The 25072-nt window shown below is 55.4% G+C and carries 17 protein-coding genes and 1 pseudogene; 6 read left to right on the top strand and 12 right to left on the bottom strand.

Features of this window, described 5'->3' with window-relative positions; all coding sequences use genetic code 11:
* The first annotated feature begins 81 nt into the window (after positions 1-81).
* Together DBY66_RS03785 and cybB are read left to right on the top strand one after the other, a co-directional pair.
* Positions 82-879 carry an SGNH/GDSL hydrolase family protein gene (locus DBY66_RS03785; RefSeq protein ID WP_052246545.1) on the top strand — a complete coding sequence of 266 codons (798 nt, stop codon included), beginning with the start codon at positions 82-84 and terminating at the stop codon, positions 877-879.
* Between the two features lie 92 nt (positions 880-971).
* On the top strand, positions 972-1511 hold the full coding sequence (gene cybB / locus DBY66_RS03780; protein WP_071668312.1) for a cytochrome b561: 540 nt from the start codon (positions 972-974) through the stop codon (positions 1509-1511).
* Between the two features lie 32 nt (positions 1512-1543).
* On the opposite strand, the gene DBY66_RS03775 is transcribed toward cybB, so the two are convergent.
* The 4 genes from DBY66_RS03775 to DBY66_RS03760 form a co-directional block, all read right to left on the bottom strand.
* Positions 1544-3484: a methyl-accepting chemotaxis protein gene (locus tag DBY66_RS03775; protein WP_108569873.1), complete on the bottom strand. Its 1941-nt coding sequence runs from the start codon at positions 3482-3484 to the stop codon at positions 1544-1546.
* Between the two features lie 665 nt (positions 3485-4149).
* Positions 4150-4473: a YebG family protein gene (locus tag DBY66_RS03770; protein ID WP_071668310.1), complete on the bottom strand. Its 324-nt coding sequence runs from the start codon at positions 4471-4473 to the stop codon at positions 4150-4152.
* Between the two features lie 71 nt (positions 4474-4544).
* Positions 4545-5339: an SIR2 family protein gene (locus tag DBY66_RS03765; protein ID WP_034829783.1), complete on the bottom strand. Its 795-nt coding sequence runs from the start codon at positions 5337-5339 to the stop codon at positions 4545-4547.
* Positions 5336-5896 (bottom strand): non-canonical purine NTP pyrophosphatase, encoded by a 561-nt coding sequence (locus DBY66_RS03760; RefSeq protein WP_040113457.1) that lies wholly within the window; start codon positions 5894-5896, stop codon positions 5336-5338. Before DBY66_RS03760 ends, DBY66_RS03765 begins: the two co-directional genes overlap by 4 nt.
* 337 nt (positions 5897-6233) lie before the next feature.
* Here DBY66_RS03760 and DBY66_RS03755 point away from each other — a divergent pair, with 337 nt between their 5' ends.
* Positions 6234-7628, top strand: coding sequence for an EAL domain-containing protein (locus DBY66_RS03755; RefSeq protein WP_108569874.1), 1395 nt, complete (start codon positions 6234-6236; stop codon positions 7626-7628).
* Here DBY66_RS03755 and DBY66_RS03750 read toward each other — a convergent pair.
* The 8 genes and pseudogenes from DBY66_RS03750 to fhuE all read right to left on the bottom strand — a co-directional run bounded on the left by DBY66_RS03750 (position 7622) and on the right by fhuE (position 18394).
* The gene (locus tag DBY66_RS03750; RefSeq protein WP_108569875.1) at positions 7622-8524 is read right to left on the bottom strand and encodes an ABC transporter substrate-binding protein; all 903 of its coding nucleotides are present in this window, start codon (positions 8522-8524) and stop codon (positions 7622-7624) included. The genes DBY66_RS03755 and DBY66_RS03750 overlap by 7 nt on opposite strands.
* Positions 8524-9318 carry an amino acid ABC transporter ATP-binding protein gene (locus tag DBY66_RS03745; protein WP_040113455.1) on the bottom strand — a complete coding sequence of 265 codons (795 nt, stop codon included), beginning with the start codon at positions 9316-9318 and terminating at the stop codon, positions 8524-8526. Before DBY66_RS03745 ends, DBY66_RS03750 begins: the two co-directional genes overlap by 1 nt.
* Positions 9302-10228, bottom strand: a complete 927-nt coding sequence (locus DBY66_RS03740; RefSeq protein ID WP_104085677.1) for an amino acid ABC transporter permease — start codon at positions 10226-10228, stop codon at positions 9302-9304. The genes DBY66_RS03745 and DBY66_RS03740 overlap by 17 nt, the downstream gene beginning before the upstream one ends.
* 10 nt (positions 10229-10238) lie before the next feature.
* Positions 10239-10748 carry a GNAT family N-acetyltransferase gene (locus tag DBY66_RS03735; protein WP_108569876.1) on the bottom strand — a complete coding sequence of 170 codons (510 nt, stop codon included), beginning with the start codon at positions 10746-10748 and terminating at the stop codon, positions 10239-10241.
* A gap of 9 nt (positions 10749-10757) precedes the next feature.
* A pseudogene (locus DBY66_RS17975) lies at positions 10758-13024 on the bottom strand (NtaA/DmoA family FMN-dependent monooxygenase).
* Positions 13025-13187: 163 nt separating this feature from the next.
* Positions 13188-14183: an MsnO8 family LLM class oxidoreductase gene (locus tag DBY66_RS03720; RefSeq protein ID WP_108569877.1), complete on the bottom strand. Its 996-nt coding sequence runs from the start codon at positions 14181-14183 to the stop codon at positions 13188-13190.
* A 188-nt stretch (positions 14184-14371) separates the two neighbouring features.
* On the bottom strand, positions 14372-15571 hold the full coding sequence (locus DBY66_RS03715) for a glycosyltransferase (RefSeq protein WP_104085680.1): 1200 nt from the start codon (positions 15569-15571) through the stop codon (positions 14372-14374).
* A 648-nt stretch (positions 15572-16219) separates the two neighbouring features.
* Entirely contained in the window at positions 16220-18394 is a 2175-nt protein-coding gene (gene fhuE / locus DBY66_RS03710) for a ferric-rhodotorulic acid/ferric-coprogen receptor FhuE (RefSeq protein ID WP_104085681.1), read from the bottom strand.
* A 582-nt stretch (positions 18395-18976) separates the two neighbouring features.
* Here fhuE and DBY66_RS03705 point away from each other — a divergent pair.
* The 3 genes from DBY66_RS03705 (at position 18977) to DBY66_RS03695 (ending at position 24990) form a co-directional block, all read left to right on the top strand.
* Positions 18977-19378: an H-NS family nucleoid-associated regulatory protein gene (locus tag DBY66_RS03705; protein WP_071668305.1), complete on the top strand. Its 402-nt coding sequence runs from the start codon at positions 18977-18979 to the stop codon at positions 19376-19378.
* Between the two features lie 219 nt (positions 19379-19597).
* A complete protein-coding gene (locus tag DBY66_RS03700) occupies positions 19598-20746 on the top strand; it encodes an amidohydrolase (protein WP_108569878.1) in 1149 nt (382 codons plus the stop codon).
* Positions 20747-21264: 518 nt separating this feature from the next.
* The gene (locus DBY66_RS03695) at positions 21265-24990 is read left to right on the top strand and encodes an FAD-dependent oxidoreductase (protein ID WP_108569879.1); all 3726 of its coding nucleotides are present in this window, start codon (positions 21265-21267) and stop codon (positions 24988-24990) included.
* Positions 24991-25072: the final 82 nt, after the last annotated feature.

The following is a 25072-nucleotide window of genomic DNA, read 5'->3' as shown; positions in this document are numbered from 1 at the left end:
ACAGCTGTTATGGTTACATTTTACGTTTTAATTATTCGATCCATTAAATATTATTGAGCCTCACCAGGCGGGAAATTTGCTATGCCTTATTCACTGATTCGTTTTGCTTCATTATTGGTTACCGGATTTATCCTGCAAAATACCGCATGGGCAACGACGCCTGATACCAGTAATAACTTTATTATTGAAGCTTACGGTGGTTCAAGTACGCTGGGCGCAATGGCAGTCAGAGAGAATGGCAAACAACATAACATCAACATCAAAGACAATGAGATTGCCCTGATAAATAAGTGGCTTGGCGAAAAGTATGGCCCGGGCATCCGCGTGGTAAATAAGGGCGCAGCCTCTGCACAGGCAATGGATTTACTGCACCCGAAATACTTCTATAAAAAGAATAAAAGCTGGCGTGAAGAGATGCAGCGCTCGCCCGCTAAAATAATCCTGCTGAACTTCGCAACCAACGATGCGCGACACTTTCATTTCAAAGATACCGAAGCGAAATATATCGTCAGCCCGGATCAGTATACTAAAGTGATGACGGAGCTGATCGCGATTGCCCGCGAAGAGGGTAAACAGGTGGTATTGCAGGAGCCGCACCCGATTTGTGGCGGGGCAAAAAAGTGGAACGTTGCGCCTTATGTCACGAAGCTGGACGCACTGGCGCGCGCCGAGTCGCTGCCGCTGGCACGCCAGTATCAGCGTATTCTGCAAATGAAAGAGTGGCAGTCGCTGATGTCACCTGACTGTATTCATCCCTCTGAACAGCTCTATCGTATGAAAGCTGAGGAGACCTACTCCGTTCTGACCGCACATTTCAACAGTGAGCTTGCGGCGGCCGGTAAGTCAGGCAATGAGGCGCAACAGGTCGCCCGGCGCTGAGTTTCAGGCAGCAATGACGCAGAAAGGGCATTTTTTTCACTCTGCTTTCGGCTATTGTAGCGCTACCGCTTCGTACCGAATGGAATGGAATAATGAGCACAAAATATGCCCCCGCGCAGATTCTGCTTCACTGGCTGACATTTATTTTGATTGTTCTCGCTTATTGCACGATGGAGTTTCGCGGCCTGGCTCCGCGCGGCTCCTGGCAGCGTCTCTTTATGGTGGTGACGCACTTCTCTGCTGGCAGCTGCGTGCTGCTGCTGATGCTGTCGCGTCTGGTGATGCGGTTTCGCCATCGCACGCCGGCTATTGTGCCGAAGCCCGCCCACTGGCAGACCGGCCTGGCACACCTTACTCATCTGGCAATCTACCTGCTGTTTATTACCCTGCCGGTGCTGGGCATTCTCTCCCGATTCTGGCTTGGCCGCGACTGGTGGCTATTTGGTATTTCGATGCCGGTCAGCGCCGCGCCCGATCCCGACCTGGCCGATACGCTGATTGAGTGGCATGAAACGCTGGTACCGCTGGGTTACTGGTTAATCGGCCTGCACGCGCTGGCGGCGCTGGCGCATCATTATCTGTTTAAGGACAATACGCTGCTGCGCATGATGCCTTCGCGCAAGCCGCGCTAACGGCAGCCCGACACGCGGCCGGGCTGCGTCAGTCAGCTTAATGTGAAACGTGCGGCGGTGTGAGCGAGCTGCGCCGCCTGATCTTCCAGTGAGCTTGCTGCTGCCGACATCTGCTGAACCAGCGCCGCATTCTGCTGCGTAGCGCTATCCATCTCATTCACTGCAATGGTCACCTGGCTTATGCCGCGCGCCTGTTCATCAGATGCGATAACAATTTCATCGATAATATTGCGCACGGAGTTTACCGCCTGTGTCATTTCAGTCATGGTTTTACCGGCACGCTGAACCAGCCCGACGCCGCTGCTGACGCGCTCCCCGGACTCCTCGATCAGCGCAGCAATCTCTTTCACCGCGCTGGCGCTGCGCTGCGCCAGATTACGAACCTCAGAGGCCACGACGGCAAAGCCTCGCCCCTGCTCGCCGGCACGTGCAGCTTCCACCGCCGCGTTGAGCGCCAGAATATTCGTCTGAAATGCGATGCTGTTGATAATGGCAGTAATGTCGCCGATCTTTTTCGCGCTGTTATCTATCTGCGCCATCGTCTGCACCACTTCACCCACCAGTGTTTCGCCGCGGCTGGCAATATGCGTGGCATTTTCTGTCAGCGTGGTTGCCTGATGCGCATTTGCCGCGTTGTGTTTCACCGTAGCGGTAATCTGCTCCATACTGGCCGCGGTCTGCTCCAGCGCAGCCGCCTGCTCTTCGGTTCGCGATGCAAGATCGAGGTTGCCGCTGGCGATTTCGCCCGCGCCTTGCCGCACTGATGCGCTGGCGTCCTGAATCTGGCTTGCCATATCGCGCAGCTGCGTCTGCATTGTATGCAGCGCGTAAAACAGGCTGCTGCGATCCTGTGACACCAGCGGAATCGCGTTATCAAGTCTGCCGCCGGCCACCGCCAGCGCAATAGCCGTGGCTTCGGCCGGCTCGCCGCCAATCGGCTTAAGCACTTTCCGGCTGAACACCCATCCCAGCAGCACACTCACGGCAACGATGCTGATGAGCATCAGTATCAGCGCGTGCATCAGCTGGCGGTGCGCCGCCGCCATCACTTTGCTCACCGGTGCAACGACACCCAGATACCAGTGCTGGTCGCTGCTGCCGATAGTCACTGGCTGCCATGTTATCAGCGCCGCTTCCCCCAGTATGGCGTCATGCTGTTCAGTAACGGCACGGCTGAACCCATGCGTTTCTCCCTGCCAGGGTTTCGCGGTTTGCGTCTGGTCCGGATAGGAAACCACCCGGCCACCGCTGGAGAGCAGCATCGCATAGCCACTGCCTTCCCAGGGCCTGATCTTGTTGATGCGCGCCTGCAGCGCCGCCAGTGAGATATCAGAGGTCACTACGCCCCAGAGCTTGCCCTGACTGATAATGGGAGCGGCGACGGAAGTGAGTAACACAGGCACCCCGTTATAGGCGTAGCTGTAGGGTTCAATCAGCGTATCCTTACGACTTTTTTGTGGCAGCAGATAGTAATCTCCCTGCCCTGGCGTCAGCATCGAGGCCAGTGGATGCAGCCTGAAGCTGCCGCTGCTGTTGCGATCGACAAAGTAGGCGTAGCGTCCCTGAGGTGCAGCACCAGGCTGGCTGGCAAACTCCGCATCGCGGCCATCAAACGCATTTTGTTCAAATATCACAGAGATGGAGAGGTAATCGGGGTTGTCACGCAGAGTGGAGATAAGAAGCTGGTCCGCCACCTTCCGATCGCTGATCCCTGCCGCCGGCAGCGCAATCAGGCTATGTCCCAGATTATGCGCCACATCGCGCGCATAACTCAGCTCCTGCTGAATCTGCAATGCCTGACTCTGCGCAATCTGCTGCAGATAGTTTTCCGCCAGCGACTTCTGTTCTCTGCTGGATTGCCAGCTGAGCACGCCGATGGTGATAGCAAAACCAAGGGTAATTGTGACCGCGCCCGTCAGCAGCATCTGAGTACGGGTACGCATTTTTCGCGTTATAACTGCTTTTGTGGCCATGATGGCGCTCCTGGGGTTGGCAAATCAGAGCAATAATTGCGCCACATCCTGGGCCACCAGCGATCCTTTATCACTCTATCGGCTCAACCGTGCTGAACTTGATGGCATCCGCACCCGGATTAAAAAATAATCAATATCGATGCCCGTAGGGGTCGCATTTATGCGACCCTGGCGTATTAATGCGACCCTGGCGTATTAATGCGACCCTGAGGTTAGGTGCGGAACGTGACCAGGGCGGCATTAATGCCGCCCCTACAGACGCCCCTACGGACGCCCCTACAGACGCCCCCGTAGGGGTCGCATTTATGCGACCCTGGCATATAAATGCCGCCCCTGGGGATTAATTAGGTATTTCACTGGCGGGTTGATCTGGCGCAAGAACTTTGTGCGCAACTGCTGTCAACGTATCTCCTGCAGGCTTTCCGCCCTTACGATTACAGGAGCATACAATGACAGGTAAAATGGGTTTAACCGGTTTTTTACTGGTGTGGCTGGTTTATGTTGTCTGGATGGTGAGCTACTACTCGGGAACCTTTTCACTCTTTTCACACTGATAAAATGGCCCGCATGCCGGGCTTTTTCAGGCTTAATCAGAAAGTAGCAAAGGTGAGTAAGGCGACAGCAAAACGCCGTCAGGAAGACGGCGCCGGGGTGCATCACAACGATCAGGCCGCTTTAACCGCGCGCACCTTTTTTTCAGGGGCAGAATCACTCTCTTTCACTTCAGATTTAGCATCTTTGTCTGCCGCCGCATCAGGCAGTTTGCTGGTGCGCAGAATATGCTGTACCGCGTCTTTCTGCTCTGCCAGCAGCATGCCCCAGGTTTCCGCTTCCGCATCCGCCAGCTCTGGCTTGATCTGCTGCAGCCAGTCGGTAAAGGCATCTGCCATATCGAGCATCTTATCCCAGGCATCGGCATCTTTTTTACTGGCAAACGTCATCTTCTCTTCACCTTTTCTGACTACAACATATTTGGTTTCGACTGCCATGATGCACCTCATTAACTGTATTTATATACAGTATATTCTGTTATGCAGCGATGAGCAAGTCTGCCCGCGTTTCAGGCAAGCAATTCCTCCAGAAAGGTGGCCAGCGCTTTTCGTGGGTCATCCTCTTCCGAGACAATCATCTCAATTCCCCACTGCCCCAGTACCTCTTTAGCCACCGGATTATTGCGATTGGTAAAAAGATACGATTTAGGCCGGGCCGTTGCGAGTCCGGTTCGTCCCCACATTTTAGTCAGCCGGTAGAACAGCAGGCGGATGTTGAAATCGCTGATGCTGTAGCCAACAAACAGCACCGAGTTACCCATCACGTCGTGCGTCAGTTTGATATCGAGTGGGGAATCAAAATAGAGACGTTCAAAATAGCTGCTCTCATCCAGCACAATCGAGGTATCGTCATCGAAATCGCCGTGAAGTTTAATGATGTGGCGCTTATCTTCAGTGAGTGAGACGAGATCGGCGGCGTTAGCCACTTTGCTATAGGGGACGTTGTGCGCCTCGTGAGCCATCTCCAGCCAGCGATCGTAATTGGTGGTGTAGATGCGCGAAAAATTACCCTGGGTGATCATGGTATGGATTTCGGAGCTGCGCACATCGATATCGGGCCGGTGCCACTCGCGATCCATCCAGCTGCGCAGCGGCCCCAGTGAGCCTTTGCGCTGCTTGTAATACTCCGCCAGCGACAGGTGTGTCCCGTAGGTGTTGAATATTTTCGGATCGTAGCCCAGCTCTTTTGCCAGATGGGCAATCAGTTCGTGCCACTCCGGCAGGCCAAGATTGCGGGAGATGCCGGCACCGGCAAACAGGATCAGTTTGCCGGCATCGTAGGCGCGTTTGAGTTCAGGCTTCATACATAACCCCGCGCGGTTTTGAGAAAGGCGGCAAAGCGATCCAGCGCCAGGCGCCGATTGGAGATCTCATTCTTTAAATCGCCCATTTCAGCAAAGGTCTGCGTATACCCTTCCGGGATAAACACGCAGTCCCACTGAAACTCCTGCGGCCCGGCCGGCTCTGGCGCAATGCGACCGCGCAGCTGTCCTTCAAACTGATACATCTTGCGACCATCGCAATACCCCAGCACGGTTTTTGCCGTCACGCAGGGCGTATCAAGGCCGCGTACCAGTTTGGTAAAGCGATCGGCATTGAGCCGGCTCCAGAAGATGCGCGTCAGTCCGGCTGGCAGACCGTTAAGCCCGTCCAGAAACAGGCCGGTATGCTCGACAAACAGCGGCCGCCCGATAATGGAAAACGCTTTGGTGAGCTTATCGCGTACCAGTTCAACCTCATTTTCCGTCTGGATCTCCTCAATCCGCCGCGCGATAGGCACCACTTCCACTCCTACCGGTTCAAGGATGGTACGCACTTCAGAGAGTTTGAGCTCGTTAGCCGATAAGAAACGAATTTTCATTGCAACCAGTAATGTTAAGTAGGGTTAAACTGCATTAGTGAGGTGATCCGGCTGTTTTCCGCCTGTTGTTATATTTAGCACATCCGCCTGTGCCGGGAGTGATTCTACTCTGTGACCGGCAGAAGGAACAACCGCGCGCGCAATTTAGCGCAGGCAGATTGCGGTTCGCTTCCGTGAAAAGTTGCGCGATAACCCCCCGCCACGCATAAATATCATCTCTAATGTCAAATCTCCGGAGCAGATCAACGCGCAGAAAAAGCGCTGTGACAGCCGTCTCGCTTAGCACTAAGATAGCGCTCCTGAATACAATAAAACTAATCAATTACAGAGCAGAGTGATGATAGCGTTTTTGACTGCGGGCTATTCGCGTGTACGTAATTTGCCCTTTAGCCTGAAGGGAGAGAGCGCAGAAAAGAAGCTGCGCTTTACGCTGCTGATTGCGGGTGTGGCCAGCACTACCTCAGGCATTTATATGGCGCTGCTTAACGCCCATAGCCGTTCGCCAGCAATACCGTCGCTCTACTATCTGGGCGTGGCGCTGGGCCTCTATATCTGCGCCGTTGCCTTTCACGGCAAACTGCAGCGGCATCTGGCGATCGTCACGCATGCGCTGCTGTTTATCATTACAGCTCTGCTGCTGCTGGACAATGACCATCCTGCCGTTAAACCTTCTGCGTGTAATTATCTGATCGCGCTGACCATCGGCTCGGCACTCGTCCTGCGGCAGCAGCCGCGCTATCTCAGCAAAATATTTCCGCTAATCTGCCTCGCCTGTTACCTCATTTTTACCCTGACCGGCCTGACCTGGCAGCAGGGATCGTTTCATTTTGCGCTGCCGGCGGAAGCCAGTTTCTACATTGTTAACTGTATCGTGCCCGTAGTTTCTCTGCTGCTGACCGCGCTGACCTTTCGCGGCGATTACTCTGAAACTGACCTGATAAAGCGCGAACTCTCTGCCGCTGTCAGCCAGGATCAGCTCGAACTCTATTTTCAGCCGCAAGTGGATACCGGTAAACATCTGATCGGATTTGAAGCTCTGCTGCGCTGGAAACATCCGGTTAAAGGATTTATTTCACCGGACGTTTTTATCCCGGTAGCGGAAAAGAGTGGCCTGATGATTGAGATTGGCCGATGGGTTATGGAGCGCACGCTGCAGCATATGGCTGCCTGGGAGAGTCTCCGGCACGGCGACAGCCTGGTGTTTTCTGTCAATATCAGTCCTCTGCAGCTAATGCATCGTGACTTTACCGCTGAAACTCTGCTGCTGCTCTCGCGTTACAGGATCCAGCCACAGCGGCTTAAATTTGAGATCACCGAAAGCACCTTTATCTACGATCAGCAGCATATCAGCTCTGTTATCGCGCACTTCAGCCAGCTTGGCGTAAAATGGGCGATCGATGATTTTGGCGTCGGTTACTCTTCGCTGAAATCGCTCAGCGATTTTTCGATTGATGATATTAAAATTGACAAGTCGCTGATTATGCACATTTTTGAAAATGAATCTGCCGCTATTGTGGTGCATAAAACCATTGAGCTGACGCGCGAAATGGGGCTGAACGTGCTGGCTGAAGGCGTTGAAAGTGAAGAGATGTTTCACTACCTGCGCAGTCGCGGATGCCAGTTCTTCCAGGGCTATTACTTTGCCCGGCCTCTGCCAGCGGCAGAGGTGATAAGCTGGGTGAAAAAATATCAGGGTGAAAAACGGGGCCGCAGTGCGACCCGTCTTTACTGATAAACGATGCCCGGCGGATTGATCTGCGACTGCGCTACCGCCTCATCCTGCTCTCCCCAGCGCGTCAGTACCTGCTGATACTGTCCGCTGGCGATGGCATGATTAACCGCCTGCTGCAGCGCCGGGGCCAGCCCGTTACCCTTTTTGGTTGTGACGGCCACCCATGCCCGATACGGGCCGTGACCAACAACCTCCGTTTGCCCGCGCGACGCCGCTTTCCACGCCGCCACCGCCTGCGGGCCAAAGGTGGCATCGGCGCGTCCGGACAACAGCGCGAGCGTGGCAGAAGCGTCATCATTAAGATAGACAGGCTGCACCGGCGCTAATCCCTCCTGGCGGTTTTTCGCATCCCAGCCCAGCAGGATCTTCTCCTGATTAGTACCGGACCCGACAATGATGCGCCTGCCCGCGACATCCTGACGTCCGGTAATCGCAGAGATGGGACTCCCTTTCCGTACGGCAAAGGCGTGGTTGTCAGCCCGATAGGTGGCAAAGTCAAATTTGCGTTTACGCTCCTCGGTCACGGCGATATTAAACATGGCGACATCATAGCGTCCGGCGCTGATGCCGAGCGGCCACTCCTCCCACGAGGCGGGCACCAGCTTTAGCGTAAGGCCCAGACTTTCAGCCAGAAGTCGCGCCATATCGGGATCGCTGCCAATCAGCGTTTTGTTATCTGACGCCCATAACCCGATGGGCGGTGAGTTAGTGGCGCTGGTTGCGACCGTCAGAAAGCCGGGGTGAACAAACGCATAGTTCGCCGGAATTCTGGCTATCGCCTGCGGATCGGCGGCGATATGAATCGCCGTTTCATTATTAGCCGCATCCAGCGCCGCGCCCTGCGCGGCTGAAAACAGCAGGCCGGATGCCACCAGCGTCAGGATGAACCGCTTCATCACAGCACCCGGGCCAGAAAACGTCGGGTGCGCTCGTGGCGTGGCTGATTCAGCACCTGCACGCTGCTGCCCTGCTCAACCACGCGGCCGTCAACCATAAACACCACGTTGTCTGCCACTTCACGCGCAAAGCCAATCTCATGCGTCACAATCACCAGCGTGGTGCCGGAGCGCGCCAGCTTTTTAATAACGTCCAGAACCTCACCCACCAGCTCCGGATCCAGTGCCGACGTCGGCTCATCAAACAGCATTACGCGCGGATTGAGCATCAGCGCACGCGCAATCGCGATACGCTGCTGCTGACCACCCGAAAGATGGCGCGGCCAGGCGTCAGCTTTATGCCGCAGTCCCACCGTGTCCAGCAGCTCACCGGCGCGTTCAATCGCCGCACGTCGCGTAAGCTGACGATGTGCGATCGGCGCTTCAATCAGGTTTTCCAGCACGGTCAGGTGCGGAAAAAGATTGAAGTTCTGAAAAACGTAGCCGACGTTGACCCGCTGACGCAGTATCGCCCGCTCTTTAAGCTCATAGAGTTTATCGCCGCGGCGCTGATAACCGATATAGTCATCATCAATCTGAATAAAGCCCTCATCGACCCGCTCCAGGTGATTGATGGTGCGCAGCAGCGTTGACTTACCCGAACCGGAAGGCCCGAGAATAACCGTTACGGATCCCGGCGCCAGCGACAGCGAGACCGCGTCCAGCGCTTTGTGTTTACCAAACGACTTGCTGACGCCGGTGATGGTAACCGCCCCGGCAGCATAGGACGGGCGATAATCAATGGCTTCGGACATGAGAGCGCTCCTCAATAACAGCAGGGGTTGAATAACGATTACGCCACTGCCGCCAGCGCGATGGCTGCGGCTCGCGGGTTACGCTGCGCGCCAGTGAGCGTTCAACGCTGTGCTGCAACAGCGACAGCACCGTTGTGATAATCAGATACCAGGCGGCGCCCACCATCAGCAGCGGGATCACCTGCTGAGTGCGGTTGTAGATCATCTGAATGGTGTAAAACAGCTCTGGCATCGCCAGCACGTAAACCATCGATGTCCCTTTGGCCAGGCTGATGATTTCATTGAAGGTGGTTGGAATGATCGCGCGCAGTGCCTGCGGCAGGATGATGCGGAAGGTCCGGCGCGAAGAAGAGAGTCCCAGCGCTGACGCCGCCTCAAACTGCCCCTGGTCCACGCCGAGGAACCCGCCGCGGATAATCTCTGCGCTATAGGCGCTCTGCACCAGCGTCAGGCCGATCACCGCGGCCGGAAACTGGCCCAGCACATTAATGGTCTGGAAGTGACCCCACGACCAGGGCGTAAACGGGATCCCCAGCGATAACGTGTCATAGAGGTAGGAGAAGTTATAGAGAATGATCAGTACCACAATCAGCGGCAGCGAGCGGAACAGCCAGATATAGCCAAACGCCAGCGTGCTCAGCAGCCACGAGGAGGAGAGCCGGGCCAGCGCCAGCAGACCGCCGAAAATCAGACTCAGTACGGTGCCTGCCAGCGTCAGCAGCAGCGTCTGACCCAGGCCATTCAGGATCACCGGGTCAAAAAACCAGCGCGCAAATACCCCCCACTCCCAGCGCGGATTGAACGCGATGGAATCCACCACCGCTGCCAGAATAAACAGCGCCGCCACGGCGCCCAGGCTGCGCGCCGGATAGCGTGCCGGCACCACGGTCAGTTTTTGCGTCTCACTCATTTTCGGCTCCTCAGCTCGCCTGTGCCGCAGCGTGGACATCAATTATCTTCAGAAAGCGCAGGCGGCCGTCGTGCGGCGGCCGGCCGTAGATCTCCATATCTTCCAGCAGGGCAAACTGCGGCTGATAGCCGTGGCCGATATAGAGGCGCACCGCCTCCGGCTGACGAAAGCCGGTGGTCAGCCAGACACGCTGATAGCCGGCGCGCAGCGCACGACGCTCCAGCTCCTGCAGGATCAGTAGTGCCAGGCCCTGACGGCGCAGATCGGAGCGCGTCCAGATGCGTTTCAGTTCCGCCGTCTGTGCGTCATAGCGCTTGTAGGCGCCCATGGCGATAATTTCGCCATCCCGCTCCAGTATAATAAACAGGCCTCCCTGCGCAGGCAGAAACCACTCATCCTGCTCCACCTCATTCTGGCTGCTGAAATAGTCGCCATAGCGGGCAGCATATTCACCAAACAGGCCGGTAATAATCGGCTGCAGCTCTGCCGCTGCGGGTGAAACATCACGAAAAAAATGCATATTGCCCCCTTAGTCGCCCAGGCCCGGTGGATTGATTTCCGAGCGGTCGAGCCGCTCAATGCCTTCGCCCCAGCGATTCAGCACTTTGTCGTAGTCGCCGTTTTGTATCACGCCGTTAAGCGCCGTATTGACTGGCTGCACCAGCCCGCCATCTTTTTTCACCGTCACTGCAATGTGCGCCGCTTTAGGCCAGCCGCCGTCCACGCTGCCCACCAGCCTGGTCTGCCCGTTGAGCGCCGCTTTCCAGGCGCCGATGACGTTGGGGCCAAAGTAAGCATCCGCACGTCCGGCCTGCAGTGAAAGCGTCTGCGCTGCGTCATCTTTGGTATAAACCGGGATAAACGGCTTCAGGCCTTTTGCGCGGTTTTCCTGATCCCACGCCAGTAAGATCGCTTCCTGATTGGTCCCGGAGCCAACAATAATGCGCAGGCCGGCAATATCTTCTGCTTTGCTGAGCGAAACGATTGGGCTGCTCTTTTTCACATAAAAGCCCAGTGAGTCTTTGCGGTAGGTGGCAAAATCAAAACGCTCTTTGCGCGCTTTTGTGACGGTTACGTTGGTGATCGCCGCGTCATATTTGCCGGACGCCACGCCGAGCGGCCAGTCTTCCCAGGAGGTTGGCACGACGTTGAGCTTCAGGCCGAGGCTGTCCGCCACCAGACGCGCCATATCCACTTCGCTGCCAAGCAGCGTTTTGTTGTCGTCGCTGAACACCGTAAGCGGAGGGGAATTAAGGGCGGCCACCGCCACGGTAAACGCGCCAGGTACAGCAAACCGGTGTCCGGCCGGGATCTGCGCGATAGCCGCTGCATTTTTTGCAGTGTTAATGGGCGTCTTATTCGCCTCCACGCTGACCTGCTGCCCGTTAACGGCGACGTTTTCCGCCCCGGCAGCGCTGCTTAGCCCCAGTAACAGCAGCGCTATCAATGATTTTTTCTGCATAGCATTCATCCTGATCGTTATTATGATGTGAACTGATTTTCGGGGGTCTGCAGACCCAGACTGGCGCGCAGCGTGGTGCCCGGATAGTCGCGCCGGCTTAGTCCGCGCGCCTGCAACAGCGGGATAACCCGATCGACAAAGCGTTCAAACGTGTCGGGCGTTCCGCCCTGGATAATGAAACCGTCAGCAGCTTTCTGTTCAAACCAGTGCTGCAGGCCATCGGCGACCTGTTCTGGCGTGCCGTGAAACAGCGGCCGCGGCGTGGCCGCTTCCAGCGCGGCCTGGCGCAGCGTCTGACCGCGCACGCGGGCGTTGCGTTTTATTTCATCGGTGGTGCTGCGGAAGCTGTTCTGACCGATATCACCCAGTTCTGGGAAAGGTTCATCCAGCGGGTAGCGTGAGAAATCATGGTGGTCAAAGAACCGCCCCAGATAATTAAGCGCATCCGGCACTGAGACCAGCTGCGCGGTAGCCTGATACTGCTGCTCAACATCTGCGGCATCGTCACCGACGATCACGCTGACGCCCTGAAAAATATGGAGGTCATCCGCGGCGCGTCCGTTTTCGGCCAGCTGCTGTTTAACATCGCGCCAGAACGCCTGCGCCTCTTCCAGGGTCGCATGGTGGGTAAAAATCGCATCCGCATGGCGCGCGGCCAGCCGCCGTCCGTCTCCGGAGGCGCCCGCCTGGAAAATGATCGGTCGCCCCTGCGGCGTACGCTCAATATTCAGCGGCCCCTGCACCTGAAAGAAATCGCCGCGGTGATCGGGCGTATGCAGCTTGGCCGGATCGAAAAACTGACCGCTGCGCTTGTCGCGTACAAAGGCGCCCTCTTCCCAGGAATCCCACAGGCCTTTCACCACCTGCAAATACTCATCCGCAATCCGGTAACGCAGCGCGTGTTCCGGATGCTGCTGACGCGAGAAATTTTTTGCCGATCCTTCCAGCGGCGAGGTCACAACGTTCCAGCCGGCACGGCCGCCGCTGAGATGGTCGAGGCTGGCGAACTGCCGGGCGATGGTAAAAGGATCGCTATAAGAGGTTGAGACGGTGCCAACCAGGCCAAGATGCTCTGTGACCGCCGCCAGCGCTGAGAGCAGCGTCAGCGGTTCAAAGCGATTGAGGAAGTGCGGAATCGATTTTTCATTGATATAGAGACCGTCAGCGACAAACAGAAAATCGAGTTTGCCCGCTTCCGCCTTGCGCGCAATTTTTCTGGCGTAGTCAAAACTGATGCTGGCGTCAGCCTGCGCAGCCGGATGCCGCCAGGCGGACATATTGCCTGACGCGCCGTGTAATATCGTACCGAGACGTAATTCTCTTTTACTCATTATAAACTCCTGACAAAGCAGAGCCGTCGGCAGCGCAGAGGTTGCCGGGCGAAAAAGGTAAACGTTGTTATGCAGGCAGAATCAGATCGGTGCCGGGCAACATCGCTCGCAGCGATGCCAGAATGAGCAGCAGATAAGAAAAGCGGAGCGGATCATTACGCTATCCTCAGGCCGCAACCAGTCGCGCGGTGGCCAGCAGCTCCAGGGATTTAAACCGGGCGGCTTCGTCAGCGAGTGGCGTATCGATAATAAATTCGTCAATGCCGTAGCGATGATGCATCGACTCCAGCTGAGCATGCACCTGTGCAGCCGTGCCCTTTAGCAGTGACGGCGTGCGCGGCTCTATGACGTAATCCGCGTATCCTCCCTGGCGTACGTAACGTTCAGCCTGTTCCAGACTGGCAACGTTAACCGCCGGGCCATTTTTCACGCTGACGTGATAAAGACGCAGCGCATCGGTAAGCAGTTCAGCCTCTGCCGGCGAATCCGCCACAACCACCTGAACCGCTACCAGCGCACGGCCGCCGCGGCTGCGGGCATGATAGCGCTGCAGAACGCGCGCCATCAGCTGCGGATCGCCGTTATGGTGTGCAGCGAACACCAGCTGCCAGCCCAGCTCTGCGGCCAGCCCGGCGCTTGCTTCGCTGGCACCCAGCAGAAACCGGCTGGCGGGATGCGGTGGCTGTGGCGTGGCGCGCAGCGTCTCTTCGTCAGCGGAGGGAGATGCGTTCAGCCAGCTATCGAGAAGCGCCAGCTGTTCAGCAAAACTGCCTTTTTCAGCCAGGTTAACCCCGAGCTGAAGCGCCCGCGTTGAAAGCGGCAAACCGCCGGGCGCTTTACCGACGCCGAGATCGATGCGATCCGGTGCCAGCGATGACAGCAGATTAAAGTTCTCTGCAACTTTATAGGGACTGTAGTGCTGCAGCATGACGCCGCCAGAGCCGACGCGTATGGTGCGCGTCTGCGCGGCGATCCAGGCGATAAGCAATTCAGGTGACGGACTGGCCAGCTGCTCGCTGTTATGATGTTCTGCGACCCAGAAGCGCTTATAGCCCCAGCTCTCAGCCCGCTGCGCCAGTTTTAGCGAGCGCGCCAGCGCCTGTGTCGCATTTTCTCCTGCCGCAACCGGCGACTTATCGAGCACGCTTAATTGGTAAGACATACGCCCTGTCCTTGTCCTGATGAATATGGCGTTTAGTTTGCAGGCTATGATTCCGTTACGTAAAACATCATATTGTTAGTTCTATTGCTGTTTTGCGCATATCACCCGGCTGGCCGGAACAGAAATAAAAAAACTCCTGCAGCAGCTGCAGGAGTCAGATTAAAAAAAGAGTAGCTGTCGGATAAAGATTAAGAGCGTTTGAGTGCGACTGCTTCACTGCGATCAAATGAATCATGCGTATCTTTTGCGCCATAAATGGCAGAGAGCGCGCGGTTAAATTTATCCGGATCGTGGTGCTGACGGATCCTGTTTACGGCTGCCGCTGAATAATCAGCCACGCGCATCCGGTCTTCAAGTATCGCCTTAATATGTGCCTTGAGCTGCGACACAATTAATATGCGCAGCGCCATTTTCTCCGCCAGCGTATCCACATTCAGTTCAAACATATCGTTGAGCGGACAGTTGATCAGCCAGCCGCTCTGAGCCGGATTAATTTCCGGCAGCGCCCGGACGTTAGTGGTAATCACCGGACAGCCGCACGCCTGCATTTCCAGCACGGAGAAGCCATAGGTATCCTGCCAGGTCGGCAGCAATCCGACATGCGTTTCACGCAGCAGCTGCATCACCTCATCATTAGACAATGCAGTATGATGGGTGAATACGGAGCGCTCAGCTATCAGGGTTTCAATTTGATGATGGAAAGCGGCATCGTCCTGCCACTCACGATGCGCAATATTATGCTGCTTTTTAATGTCGCCGATCAGGTTAACGCCGATCTGGTCAGCTGATATCACACCCTCGTCCATCAGTTCGGAGAAAGCCATTACCACTTCGGCTCCGCCTTTGCGGTAGAACTCATTACCGACAAAGGTGAAGATCATTTTATCGGCCGCTGGCGTGCGTCCGCCCTCATAGAGCACCGGCTGCGGCGGATGCAGCACGTGCAGTTTGTCGCTAATCGCTTCCCGCTCAATGGGAAAAGCGTCCAGCAGTTTCAGCTCAATTTTTCGCGTTGCCTCTGAGATGGCGATAATGCCGGCACATTCCGGTGCTGCAACATAGTACATCAGCTTTTTTAACAGCGGATTAGCTGTTTTGGCGACGCCCGGTACCGGCAATACCCGCGGCAGCTCGGTTTCAAAGGTTGACACCCAGCGCTCGCGGCTGGTTGCCACTTCATTAAAGAGATGAACTACCTTTTTTTCGCTACCGGCTGACCATAGCGGCGCGGAAAATATAAACAGCTTATTGCGTTTCAGAATTTTCCCACGAAACGCATTAATATACGTCCAGATATTTCTGGAGTGAAAATCGATATACGTTTTCTTAACATCAGTAACAATATTTCTTTTTTCGGGATATCCCTTGCCGCTAATGATGATTTTCATTTTATACTCCGGCCATAAACTTTAAGCACTACAAACCCGGCATTCAAAAAGTTAAAAATTGCAGATCGCCCGACGAGTATAATGCTTTATCAGCCTTCATATTGGTTATTCGGATTATTCCCCGAAAATCATTTCAGCATGTTATTTTATATTAATTATTTTTACGGCAGATATTAAAATAACCGCACTAACTTATAGCCTGCTAATTAAAAATTCCCTGCCTGAATGCATAGCGGACATTATCAATCAATTGAAATTAACGACTATTAAATCGTCTTTTGATTAACGTTGATAACATTAGCCAGCCTGGCATTATCTGATACCAGACAGAGATACAATCCTTAATAACGGGCCGGAGAGTGTAAATATGGTGGATATTATTCTTAATTATCATGCCATTAAACGAAGGCGCACCCTGCAGACCTGATTCATAACCGGACGCCTATACATGCGACCGCCTGTGATATACGCAAAAGAGGCGCATCAATGCATAACCGCGTTAAACAGTAAGGTGCGTTACTTTGTCCGGAGATTAAAAAATCTATTCAGCCTGAATGCACTTTAGCCTAAGAGGAGAGCAGAGTGCGATGGGTATAAACCATTAGCCGCCTGAGGGGAAGAGGCGCGTTCAGAACGCGCCTGCCGGGATCAGAAGCGGTAACTCGCCGTTACCGAGTAACTGCGCGGTTCGCCATACACGATGCCACTGCTGCCCACATTCTCGTCATACTCTTTATCAAACAGGTTTTTCAGGTTGGCCTGCAGGGAGAGATTTTTTGTCACGTCGTAGCGGGCAAACAGGTCCACCAGCGCATAACTTCCCTGACGCACACGCCAGGTTCCGTTACCTTCAGGTCCGCCGATATCTTTCCAGGTCTTTGACTGCCAGTTAACGCCGCCGCCCAGCGTCAGTTTATCGAACTGAGGCAGGCGATAGTGCGTAAAGAGATTGAAAGAGGTACGGGGCAGCTGGGAGTTATAGGCCTCACCCTTGCTGTCTTTTGCTATGTAGGTCGTACCGCCAAACGTCATCTGCCAGTTATCCGTCAGCGCACCGTTGATCTCAAATTCAACGCCGCGGCTGACAACGCCATCGGTGGTTTCATAAATAGCGCTTCCGCTCTCGCTGAAACGTCCGGTATCAACCGGCGCATTATCCAGCTCGGTTCGGAACAGAGAGATCGTGGTGGTCAGACGGCTATCAAACCAGTCCGATTTAACCCCGGTCTCATAGTTTTTACCGACAACTGGCGTCAGGAAACTGCCGCTGGCATCCAGATTATCCTGCGGCTGAAAGACCGAGGTATAGCTGGCAAACGCTGACCAGGCGTCATTGATGTCCCAGATAAGACCGCCATACGGCGTGGTATTGTTCTCTTCCAGTTCAGAGGTAATGCCCTGACGGTTCCAGTTGGTATATCGCGCCCCGACAATCAGATGCAGCGGATCGGCGAGCGTCAGGCGCGTAGCCATATAGACCGATTTTTGCCGCACCAGCTGGCTGTCCGTGGCAGGTTCGCGCGGCGACCAGTCAGGCTCCGGATAGTTGCCGTTGAAGTCGTTAAAGTTACCCAGTTCAGCAGAGGAGATATTGGTCCAGGCGCTGTAATATTTATTATCCTGACGACTGTAGTTAACCCCCAGCATCAGCTGATGCTGGCGTCCCAGCAGCTCATAAGGGCCGCTGGCAAAGGCATCTACCGCATCCACTTTGCGCTTGCCGGTGTTATAACCGGTTCCGCCGATGACCGGATAATTCGCGTAGGCAGAGCTGCCTGCACCGGTCACCTTATTGAAATAGCCGTCGAGATAGATCTGCTTACTGTCCAGCAGCATTTCGTTATGCGTGCCGTTGAGCGTAATGTTCCAGCCGTTATCAAAATTCTGCTGCAGATTGACGAAAACCTTGCGGTTCTCTTTATTGTTGTAAGCCCACTCCGGTTGAGTGTTATAGCCGCGACGCAGATGCGTCTGGCTGCCATCGGTATACCAGCGCGGCGCCCCACCCCACATCGGCGAGTCGGTATCGACCTGCGTAAATTCGTAGCCCGCGGAAAGCGTGGTGCTCTCAGTCAGATCGGCGTCTATCACGCCATAAATAAATTTTTTCTCAAAACCGTAGCGCTCAATAAAGCTGTTTTTATCTTCATAGCCTGCCACTACGCGCCCGCGCACATTACCCTCAGGGGTGAGCGGCGCAGAGAGATCGGCAACATAGCGCTGTTTATTCCAGCTGCCGTAGCTCGCTTCCAGCGATCCGGTAGGGGTTTTACTGTCAGCGTGCTTACGTACCATATTAATCGACGCAGAAGGATTCCCGGGCCCGGTGAGTAACCCGGTCGCGCCGCGCACCACCTCGACCCGCTCATAAAGCGCCATGTCGGTCTGGGCATCACCCAGATTCCAGCGTGATGCAAACGCGGTCGGGATCCCGTCTACCATATAGTTGTCAATGAGAAAGCCGCGCGAGTAGTAACTGGTACGATCCATATCCGCCGAAACACCCCTGATACCGGTAGTGTTGGACAGAACATCATTCAGCGACTGCAGCTGCTGATCGGCCATACGCTGTTTACTGATAAGCGATACCGACTGAGGAATGTCGCGCGCCGTCAGCGCCATTTTTGTGCCTGCGCGCGTTACCGGTATGCTGTAATCCCGATCGTTCTGATTTTCCACGTCAGACGCGCTGGTTTCCACCATCAGGGTCTGTTCCGCCGCCTGTGCAACACCGGCTGCAATCAGCATCGCCAGCAATGACATTTTCAGCGCAGGTTGTGCCGTTGCAGCCGCAGCGCGGACGCGCATCGGTTTAGAAGACATAGCCATCCTTAATTCTCATTTTAGTTTATCTGTCAGCGCACCCTGCCGGTCACCTGGAGCAGGCATAGCTAAGAAAGCAAATGAGAAATATACTCATTTAGATTACTATTGCAAGAAATTGTTACGACTTCTGTCACCCGGCACTCCGATAAAAAAACCATATTTTTCATTTTGATGCGATGCGGGCTGGGGGCGCAACCTAACCAGGGCGGCATAAATGCCGCCCCTACAGATGCCCCCGTAGGGGTCGCATTAATGCGACCCTGTCGTATTGATGCGATCCTGGGGTTAGGTGCGGAACGTGACCAGGGCGGCATTAATGCCGCCCCTACAGATGCCCCCGTAGGGGTCGCATTAATGCGACCCTGGCGTACTGCCGGTAGCGTGACCACTTTATAAATTCTGGTGTCCGTTAAATATTCAGTTTGCGGCTAATAAATTTCTGATGCAGGTGATAACTCAATGAGTCTGATAATTGTGCGATATAGCGGATTTAACGCCCTGATGCATATTTTAATTTGAGAAAAAATATCGTAGAATGCGCGCTTTCAAATTTTCACATCAGTAATAAGGGTTATATTCATGAGCGATGCACTAAAGGCATTGAATAATCTTCGTACACTGCGTGCTCAGACGCGTGATATTGAAGTAGCGGTATTAAATGAGATGCTGGAAAAGCTCGCTGTGGTCGTTGCAGAACGCCGTGAAGAAGCTGAAGCAGATAATGCTGCTCAGCGCGAAAAAGCAGAAAAACTGGCGTTATACAAAGAGATGCTGATGAATGATGGCATCGATATTAGTGAACTTGCGCAATTAAACCAGGCAGAAACTAAACCTAAAGCCAAACGCGCGCCGCGTCCGGCTAAGTATAAATATACCGATGAAGAAGGTAATGAAAAGCAGTGGACCGGTCAGGGCCGCACGCCTTCTCCGATTAAGAGCGCTATTGATGCCGGCGCATCGCTGGACGATTTTTTAATCTGATTAGCTGACACGCATATTTCCCAGCCTCATTTCCCCGAGGCTGGTTTCGCCACTCTTCCTGCCCTTCTTTATAACCCTGAACCGATCAGCCGCTGCTGTTATTCACTTATTGCAATATCATTGCAGGTATTGAGATATATCGCTCACTCGTTCTGCTGTTACCTTCCCCGGATAACGTGCTGCACGCCGCGCAGCGTAATCGTGAGAAAGGAACAAACTATGTCGCCGTCAGAATTAACGCAGTTAACAGAACAGCTGGTCGCTTTTCGGCAGGAGCTGCACCGTTTCCCGGAGCTGTCAAACCAGGAATTTGCCACCACACAACGCATTCGTGAGCAGCTGGAGGCGCACAATATCCGCATTCTCCCCCTGGCGCTGACAACCGGACTGGTCGCTGAAGTGGGTCCCGCAACCGGTCCGCTGGTGGTGCTGCGGGGCGATATTGATGCCTTGCCGATTGAAGAGCACTCCGGAGTAGAGTTTACTTCAGCGCATCCCGGAGTCATGCACGCCTGCGGTCACGATTTTCACAGTGCGGCCATACTGGGCGCAGCCATTCTGCTGAAATCCCGCGAAACACAGCTGGCTTGCCAGGTGCGCTTTATTTTTCAGGCAGCAGAGGAGACCGGTGAAGGCGCACCCGCGGTGCTTGCCAGCGGTGCTTTGCAGGATGCGTTTGCCATATTTGGTCTCCATAACGATCCCTCTCTGCCGGCAGGTGTGGCGGGCAGCCGGGCGGGCGCCCTGACCGCCGCCGTTGACCGCTTTGCGCTACAGATCACCGGCACCGGCAGCCATGCCGCACACCCGAATCAGGGTAACGACCCTATTGTGATTGCCGCGCACATTGTCTCTGCAGTCCAGACGCTGATCAGCCGTAACCTCCCTTCAGCAGAGAATGCTGTGTTCTCGATTACCCAGCTTCACAGCGGCAGCACGTGGAATGTCATTCCGGAAAGCGCCTGGCTGGAAGGCACCGTGCGCACCTTTTCCGCCGCAGCGCGCGAACGTATTGAACAGCGATTTCGTGAACTGGTAAAAGGTATCAGCGCAGCGTTTGCGGCTGAAATAGCAATCACCTGGCAGGCCGGGCCACCCGCAGTGATAAATGATGCGCACTGGACAGCGTTTGCCCTGCAGCAGGCAGCGCTTAACGGGCTGGACGCACGTGAAATTGCTGCCACCCCGATTGGCGAAGATTTTGCTTACTATCAGCCGCACATACCCGGCGCATTTATCATGATTGGCACCGGTGAAGCCTGGCCTCTGCATCACCCTGCGTTTCGCATTAACGATGATGTGCTGTTGCCTGCTGCACACTACCTTGCAGCGCTGGCCGAAGCAGCTTTTGCTCAGCGGCCGGTTTAATACGTAACGCAATTTTTTCTCTGCAGCCTAATCAGAGCCGCAAAAATTAAACCTAAAAGTGCTGCAAATAAAAACCGTCAGGCGCAATTATTATGCCATTCAACATGTTGAACATAGCGGCAGCTTTTTTTTGGATTAAAAAACGTGAAGCGCAAATCAAAAATCGCTGTGAATAAATTATCCTTCGCTGAAATAGTAATTTTTCCATTTTTCTACTGTAGCCATTGAAAAATAGCGTTATTCGCCGAAAAAAGAGAGGATCAGCAGTCAATAAAGCAAAGCATTGGCTGCCGCTTTGCTTTTTTTCAGCAACTTCACAGGGTTGCTGAAACCCGGCACCTGACTATAATTTCCTCAAACAACCTTTATAAATTTTTACCGCTGCCCTGACGTTGTCGTGTAACCCGCTGGCAGCCTTTTTATTTATCCAGTCACAGCCCTGATAAATTTCAACTAAAGCTGGTCCTGTAATTTACTTTACAGGGCTGCTGTTTTGTCCTGTTTTCCAGGAGAATTAAATGTTGCCATTTTCCAGCTTCTGGCAGGCCGGTTTTGAGGGTGCCGATCATATTAATCCCGCCGGGATTGCACTTGATATGAATGTAATCAATGCACACGACGTGCATATTGCAACGGATTATGCCGCGCTCGCTGCATTTAATATTCGGTCAGTGCGTGAAAGCGTGGGCTGGCGGCTGGCTGAAGCCGATCCACAGCGTACCTTTGCCCGGCTGACCCGCTGCATGCAGTCGGCCAGCGAGCAGGGTATTCAGGTGAACTGGACGCTGAGCCACTATGGCTGGCCGGACGATCTCACCCTGTTCTCGCCTGAATTTGTGCCGCGTTTTGCGCGGTTCTGCCATCAGGTTGCGACCTGTCTGGCCGGATTTTACCGTGACGTGCCCCCGGTTTACTCACCGGTTAACGAGCTCTCTTTTTTCGCCTGGGGTATTTCAGTAGGACTCTTTGGTAACAACGCCGATAGCGATCCCGATGCCATTAAGCGGCAGCTGGTACGCGCTGCCCTGGCGGGCTGTGATGCCATTCTGGCCGTCGATCCGCGCGCACGTTTTCTGCACTGCGATCCCATTATTCATGTGGTGCCGGAGGATGAAAGCGAGCACGCACAACAGCACGCCGCCGCTCTGACGGCCGCGCAGTATCAGGCGTGGGATATGCTGGCAGGGCTGCGTGAACCGGAGCTGGGCGGGTCGCCGCGCTATCTGGATCTGATCGGAGCCAACTATTATCACGGTAACCAGTGGCTGGCGCAGACCGGCCAGCGGCTGGAGTGGCATCTGGATGATGCCCGGCGCATTCCGTTATCCGACATGCTTGCCCGTCTCTCGGCGCGCTATCAGCGCCCCCTGCTGCTGGCAGAAACCAGCCACGTCGGCAGCGGCCGCGCGGCCTGGATAACCCATATTACCGACCAGGTCGCGCAGGCGCAGCTGGCAGGCTGCGATATTCGCGGCATTTGCCTCTACCCGATTATCGATCGGCCTCTCTGGGAAGATATTACGCACTGGCCGCATAGCGGTCTGTGGGATAGCGATTCGCAAAACGTTCGCCTGCTTAACCACGCTTATGCTGCCGCGCTGCGGCAATCACAACGCGCACTCGCGCGTTTTCAGGGGTTTCTCACACCGGCCGCTGGGCCAAAGGAGTTCGTCATGAATCAATCTGTACTGGTGGTATTTAGTCATCTGCGCTGGGGATTTGTGTTTCAGCGGCCGCAGCATGTGCTCTCACGCCTTGCACAGCACCACCGGATTATTTTTATTGAAGAGCCGGTTTATCAGGCGGGTGAAGCGGGATTGCGCACCTCGCAGCCGGCGGCCAATGTCACCGTGGTCGAGCCGCATACGCCGATACACGCCCCCGGTTTTCATGACGACCAGATTGCGCTACTGCAGCCGCTGCTCAGCAACCTGCTGGAGCCTGGCACTGAACCGCTGGTCTGGTTCTACACCCCAATGGCGCTGCCGCTGCTTAGCGCGTTTAACAGCCGCGGGATCATTTATGACTGTATGGATGAACTCTCCGCGTTTGACCAGGCGCCGCGTCAGCTGCAGCAGCGCGAATCGGCTCTTCTGAGCCGCGCTGACCTGGTCTTTACCGGCGGACGCAGCCTGTATGAAGCGAAAAAAGATCGTCACTCGCGCGTTCACTGTTTTCCCAGCAGCGTGGATGCCGGGCACTTTGCACAGGCGCTCGACCGCAGCAACGGCCATCCGCTGCAGCAGTTTCTGCCTAAACCGCGCCTCGGTTACTACGGTGTGATTGATGAGCGCATGGATCTGCCGCTGGTCACCGCGCTGGCTGACGCGCACCCTGACTGGCAGATCATCATGGTGGGACCGGTGGTCAAGATCGATCCTGCGACGCTGCCGCAGCGTAAAAACCTGCACTGGTTCGGACAGCAGCCTTATGCCGCCCTGCCGCAGTTTCTGGCGGGCTGGGATGTCTGCCTGATGCCGTTTGCGCTCAATGCCTCCACGCGCTTTATCAGCCCGACAAAGGTTCTGGAGTACATGGCCGCGCAGCTGCCGATTGTCAGCACAGCGATCGCTGACGTAGCGCGCCAGTATGCTGACGTCGTGACAATAGCCGATTCGCAGGAAGCCTTTATTCAGGGCTGCGAACACGCTCTGCGCCAGACAGCTGAACGGCGTCATATGCAGGCTGAAGCGATGGCTGCCGTAGTCGCCGCGACGTCCTGGGATAATACGGTGGCGCAGATGCAGCAGCACCTCAGCGCCATTAAACGTCAGCCCGCCCGGCCTGCGACGCAGGCCGGGCGGGCTGAACGCACGCAGCCGCTCACGCTGCATCCGGTTGAATGTCTTATCCTCGGCGCAGGGCCTACCGGCCTGAGTGCCGGTTATCATTACGGTAAAGGGGCCGTCGTACTGGAGAAAAATGAGTCGCCAGGCGGCTGGTGCCGGTCAATCGAAGATAAGGGTTTTACCTTTGACTATGCCGGTCACATCATGTTCTCCAACGATCCCTACGTGCTGGAGCTCTACGATCTGCTGCTGGGTGAGAATCAGCACTGGCAGATGCGCGAAGCCTGGGTCTATAGCCACGATGTCTATACGCGCTACCCGTTCCAGTCAGCGCTGCACGGCCTGCCGGCGGAGGTGATTAGTGAATGTGTGCTGGGCGCGATTGAAGCGCGCTACGGCGCGGCAGAAAACGATACCGCCATACTGCCTGGCGCAGACGCATCGCGCGACTGCTGCGCCGACGGCGTGGTAGCGGATGAGGGCTGCATCACTGAACAGCGCGACAGTGAAGATTTTGAACATTTTATCTATCGCGTCTGGGGCAAAGGCATCGCCCGTCATTTTGCCGTTCCCTATAACCGTAAACTGTGGAAAACGCCGCTGGCCAGCATGGAGACCTCGTGGCTGGGCGGTCGCGTACCCCTGCCGGATCTGGCGCAGATCGTCAGCGGTGCGCTTGCGCCGCTGGAGAAACCGGTCGGGCCCAACGCGCGCTTCGGCTATCCGCTGCGCGGCGGCTTTCAGGCGCTGATGAACGGTTTCCTGCCTCACCTTAGCTGTACGCTGGAGACCGGAACGGCGGTAGCCGAGATTCAGCCGCAGTCGCGCAGCGTCACGCTCAGCGACGGCAGGCATCTGCAGTATGACCAGCTCATCAGCACGCTGCCCTTACCGGAACTGGTGCGCCTGATGGGCGCCCGCGCGCCGCAGGCGGTACAGCAGGCGGCTTCTCAGCTGCGTCATACCTCTGTGTGCTGCGTTAATCTTGGTATCGGACGTCCGGCGATCAGTGAAAAGCACTGGATTTACTATCCGGGAGACACGCTGTTCCATCGCATCTTTCTGCAGGGTAATGCCAGCCCGCACTGTAATCCTCCGGGCGGATTCGGTCTGACCTGTGAAATCACCTGGCGTGACGATCAACCGCTGCCCTGTGAGGGTGAAGCGCTGATCCAGCGCTGTATCGATGACTGTATCCGGGTAGGCATTATCAATGAGGATGATGAGATCCTCACCAGTAGTATCGTAAACATGCCGTACGCCTATGTCGTTTACGATCATGCGCGCAGTGCCAACGTGGCGCTGATCCGTAGCTGGCTGGCCACGCAAAGTATCCATCTGGCCGGGCGCTACAGCGAATGGGAGTATTACAATTCGGATCACGCTTTCCTGGCGGGCAAGCGGGTAGCAGAGAGCGTGAAAGATCTGCTCAGCAATCGCAAAACTATCGCCTGAGGCGGGGGGGGGGGGGGGGGGGGGGGGGGGGGGGGGCGGGGGGGGGGGGGGGGGGGGGGGGGGGGGGGGGGGGGGGGGGGGG

The sequence above is a fragment of the Pantoea sp. RIT413 genome (assembly GCF_003057675.2).
Lineage (GTDB): Bacteria > Pseudomonadota > Gammaproteobacteria > Enterobacterales > Enterobacteriaceae > Pantoea > Pantoea eucrina.
This window is presented reverse-complemented; position numbering and strand designations above follow the sequence as displayed.

What these genes read in the sequence shown, in the direction of transcription:
- DBY66_RS03735 (WP_108569876.1), bottom strand. Translation starts at nt 10,748, where the DNA reads ATGCATTTTTTTCGTGATGTTTCACCCGCAGCGGCAGAGCTGCAGCCG.
- DBY66_RS03775 (WP_108569873.1), bottom strand. Translation starts at nt 3,484, where the DNA reads ATGGCCACAAAAGCAGTTATAACGCGAAAAATGCGTACCCGTACTCAG.
- DBY66_RS03695 (WP_108569879.1), top strand. Translation starts at nt 21,265, where the DNA reads ATGTTGCCATTTTCCAGCTTCTGGCAGGCCGGTTTTGAGGGTGCCGAT.
- DBY66_RS03715 (WP_104085680.1), bottom strand. Translation starts at nt 15,571, where the DNA reads ATGAAAATCATCATTAGCGGCAAGGGATATCCCGAAAAAAGAAATATT.
- DBY66_RS03770 (WP_071668310.1), bottom strand. Translation starts at nt 4,473, where the DNA reads ATGGCAGTCGAAACCAAATATGTTGTAGTCAGAAAAGGTGAAGAGAAG.
- DBY66_RS03705 (WP_071668305.1), top strand. Translation starts at nt 18,977, where the DNA reads ATGAGCGATGCACTAAAGGCATTGAATAATCTTCGTACACTGCGTGCT.
- DBY66_RS03765 (WP_034829783.1), bottom strand. Translation starts at nt 5,339, where the DNA reads ATGAAGCCTGAACTCAAACGCGCCTACGATGCCGGCAAACTGATCCTG.
- DBY66_RS03745 (WP_040113455.1), bottom strand. Translation starts at nt 9,318, where the DNA reads ATGTCCGAAGCCATTGATTATCGCCCGTCCTATGCTGCCGGGGCGGTT.
- DBY66_RS03760 (WP_040113457.1), bottom strand. Translation starts at nt 5,896, where the DNA reads ATGAAAATTCGTTTCTTATCGGCTAACGAGCTCAAACTCTCTGAAGTG.
- DBY66_RS03750 (WP_108569875.1), bottom strand. Translation starts at nt 8,524, where the DNA reads ATGAAGCGGTTCATCCTGACGCTGGTGGCATCCGGCCTGCTGTTTTCA.
- fhuE (WP_104085681.1), bottom strand. Translation starts at nt 18,394, where the DNA reads ATGTCTTCTAAACCGATGCGCGTCCGCGCTGCGGCTGCAACGGCACAA.
- DBY66_RS03740 (WP_104085677.1), bottom strand. Translation starts at nt 10,228, where the DNA reads ATGAGTGAGACGCAAAAACTGACCGTGGTGCCGGCACGCTATCCGGCG.
- cybB (WP_071668312.1), top strand. Translation starts at nt 972, where the DNA reads ATGAGCACAAAATATGCCCCCGCGCAGATTCTGCTTCACTGGCTGACA.
- DBY66_RS03720 (WP_108569877.1), bottom strand. Translation starts at nt 14,183, where the DNA reads ATGTCTTACCAATTAAGCGTGCTCGATAAGTCGCCGGTTGCGGCAGGA.
- DBY66_RS03755 (WP_108569874.1), top strand. Translation starts at nt 6,234, where the DNA reads ATGATAGCGTTTTTGACTGCGGGCTATTCGCGTGTACGTAATTTGCCC.
- DBY66_RS03785 (WP_052246545.1), top strand. Translation starts at nt 82, where the DNA reads ATGCCTTATTCACTGATTCGTTTTGCTTCATTATTGGTTACCGGATTT.
- DBY66_RS03700 (WP_108569878.1), top strand. Translation starts at nt 19,598, where the DNA reads ATGTCGCCGTCAGAATTAACGCAGTTAACAGAACAGCTGGTCGCTTTT.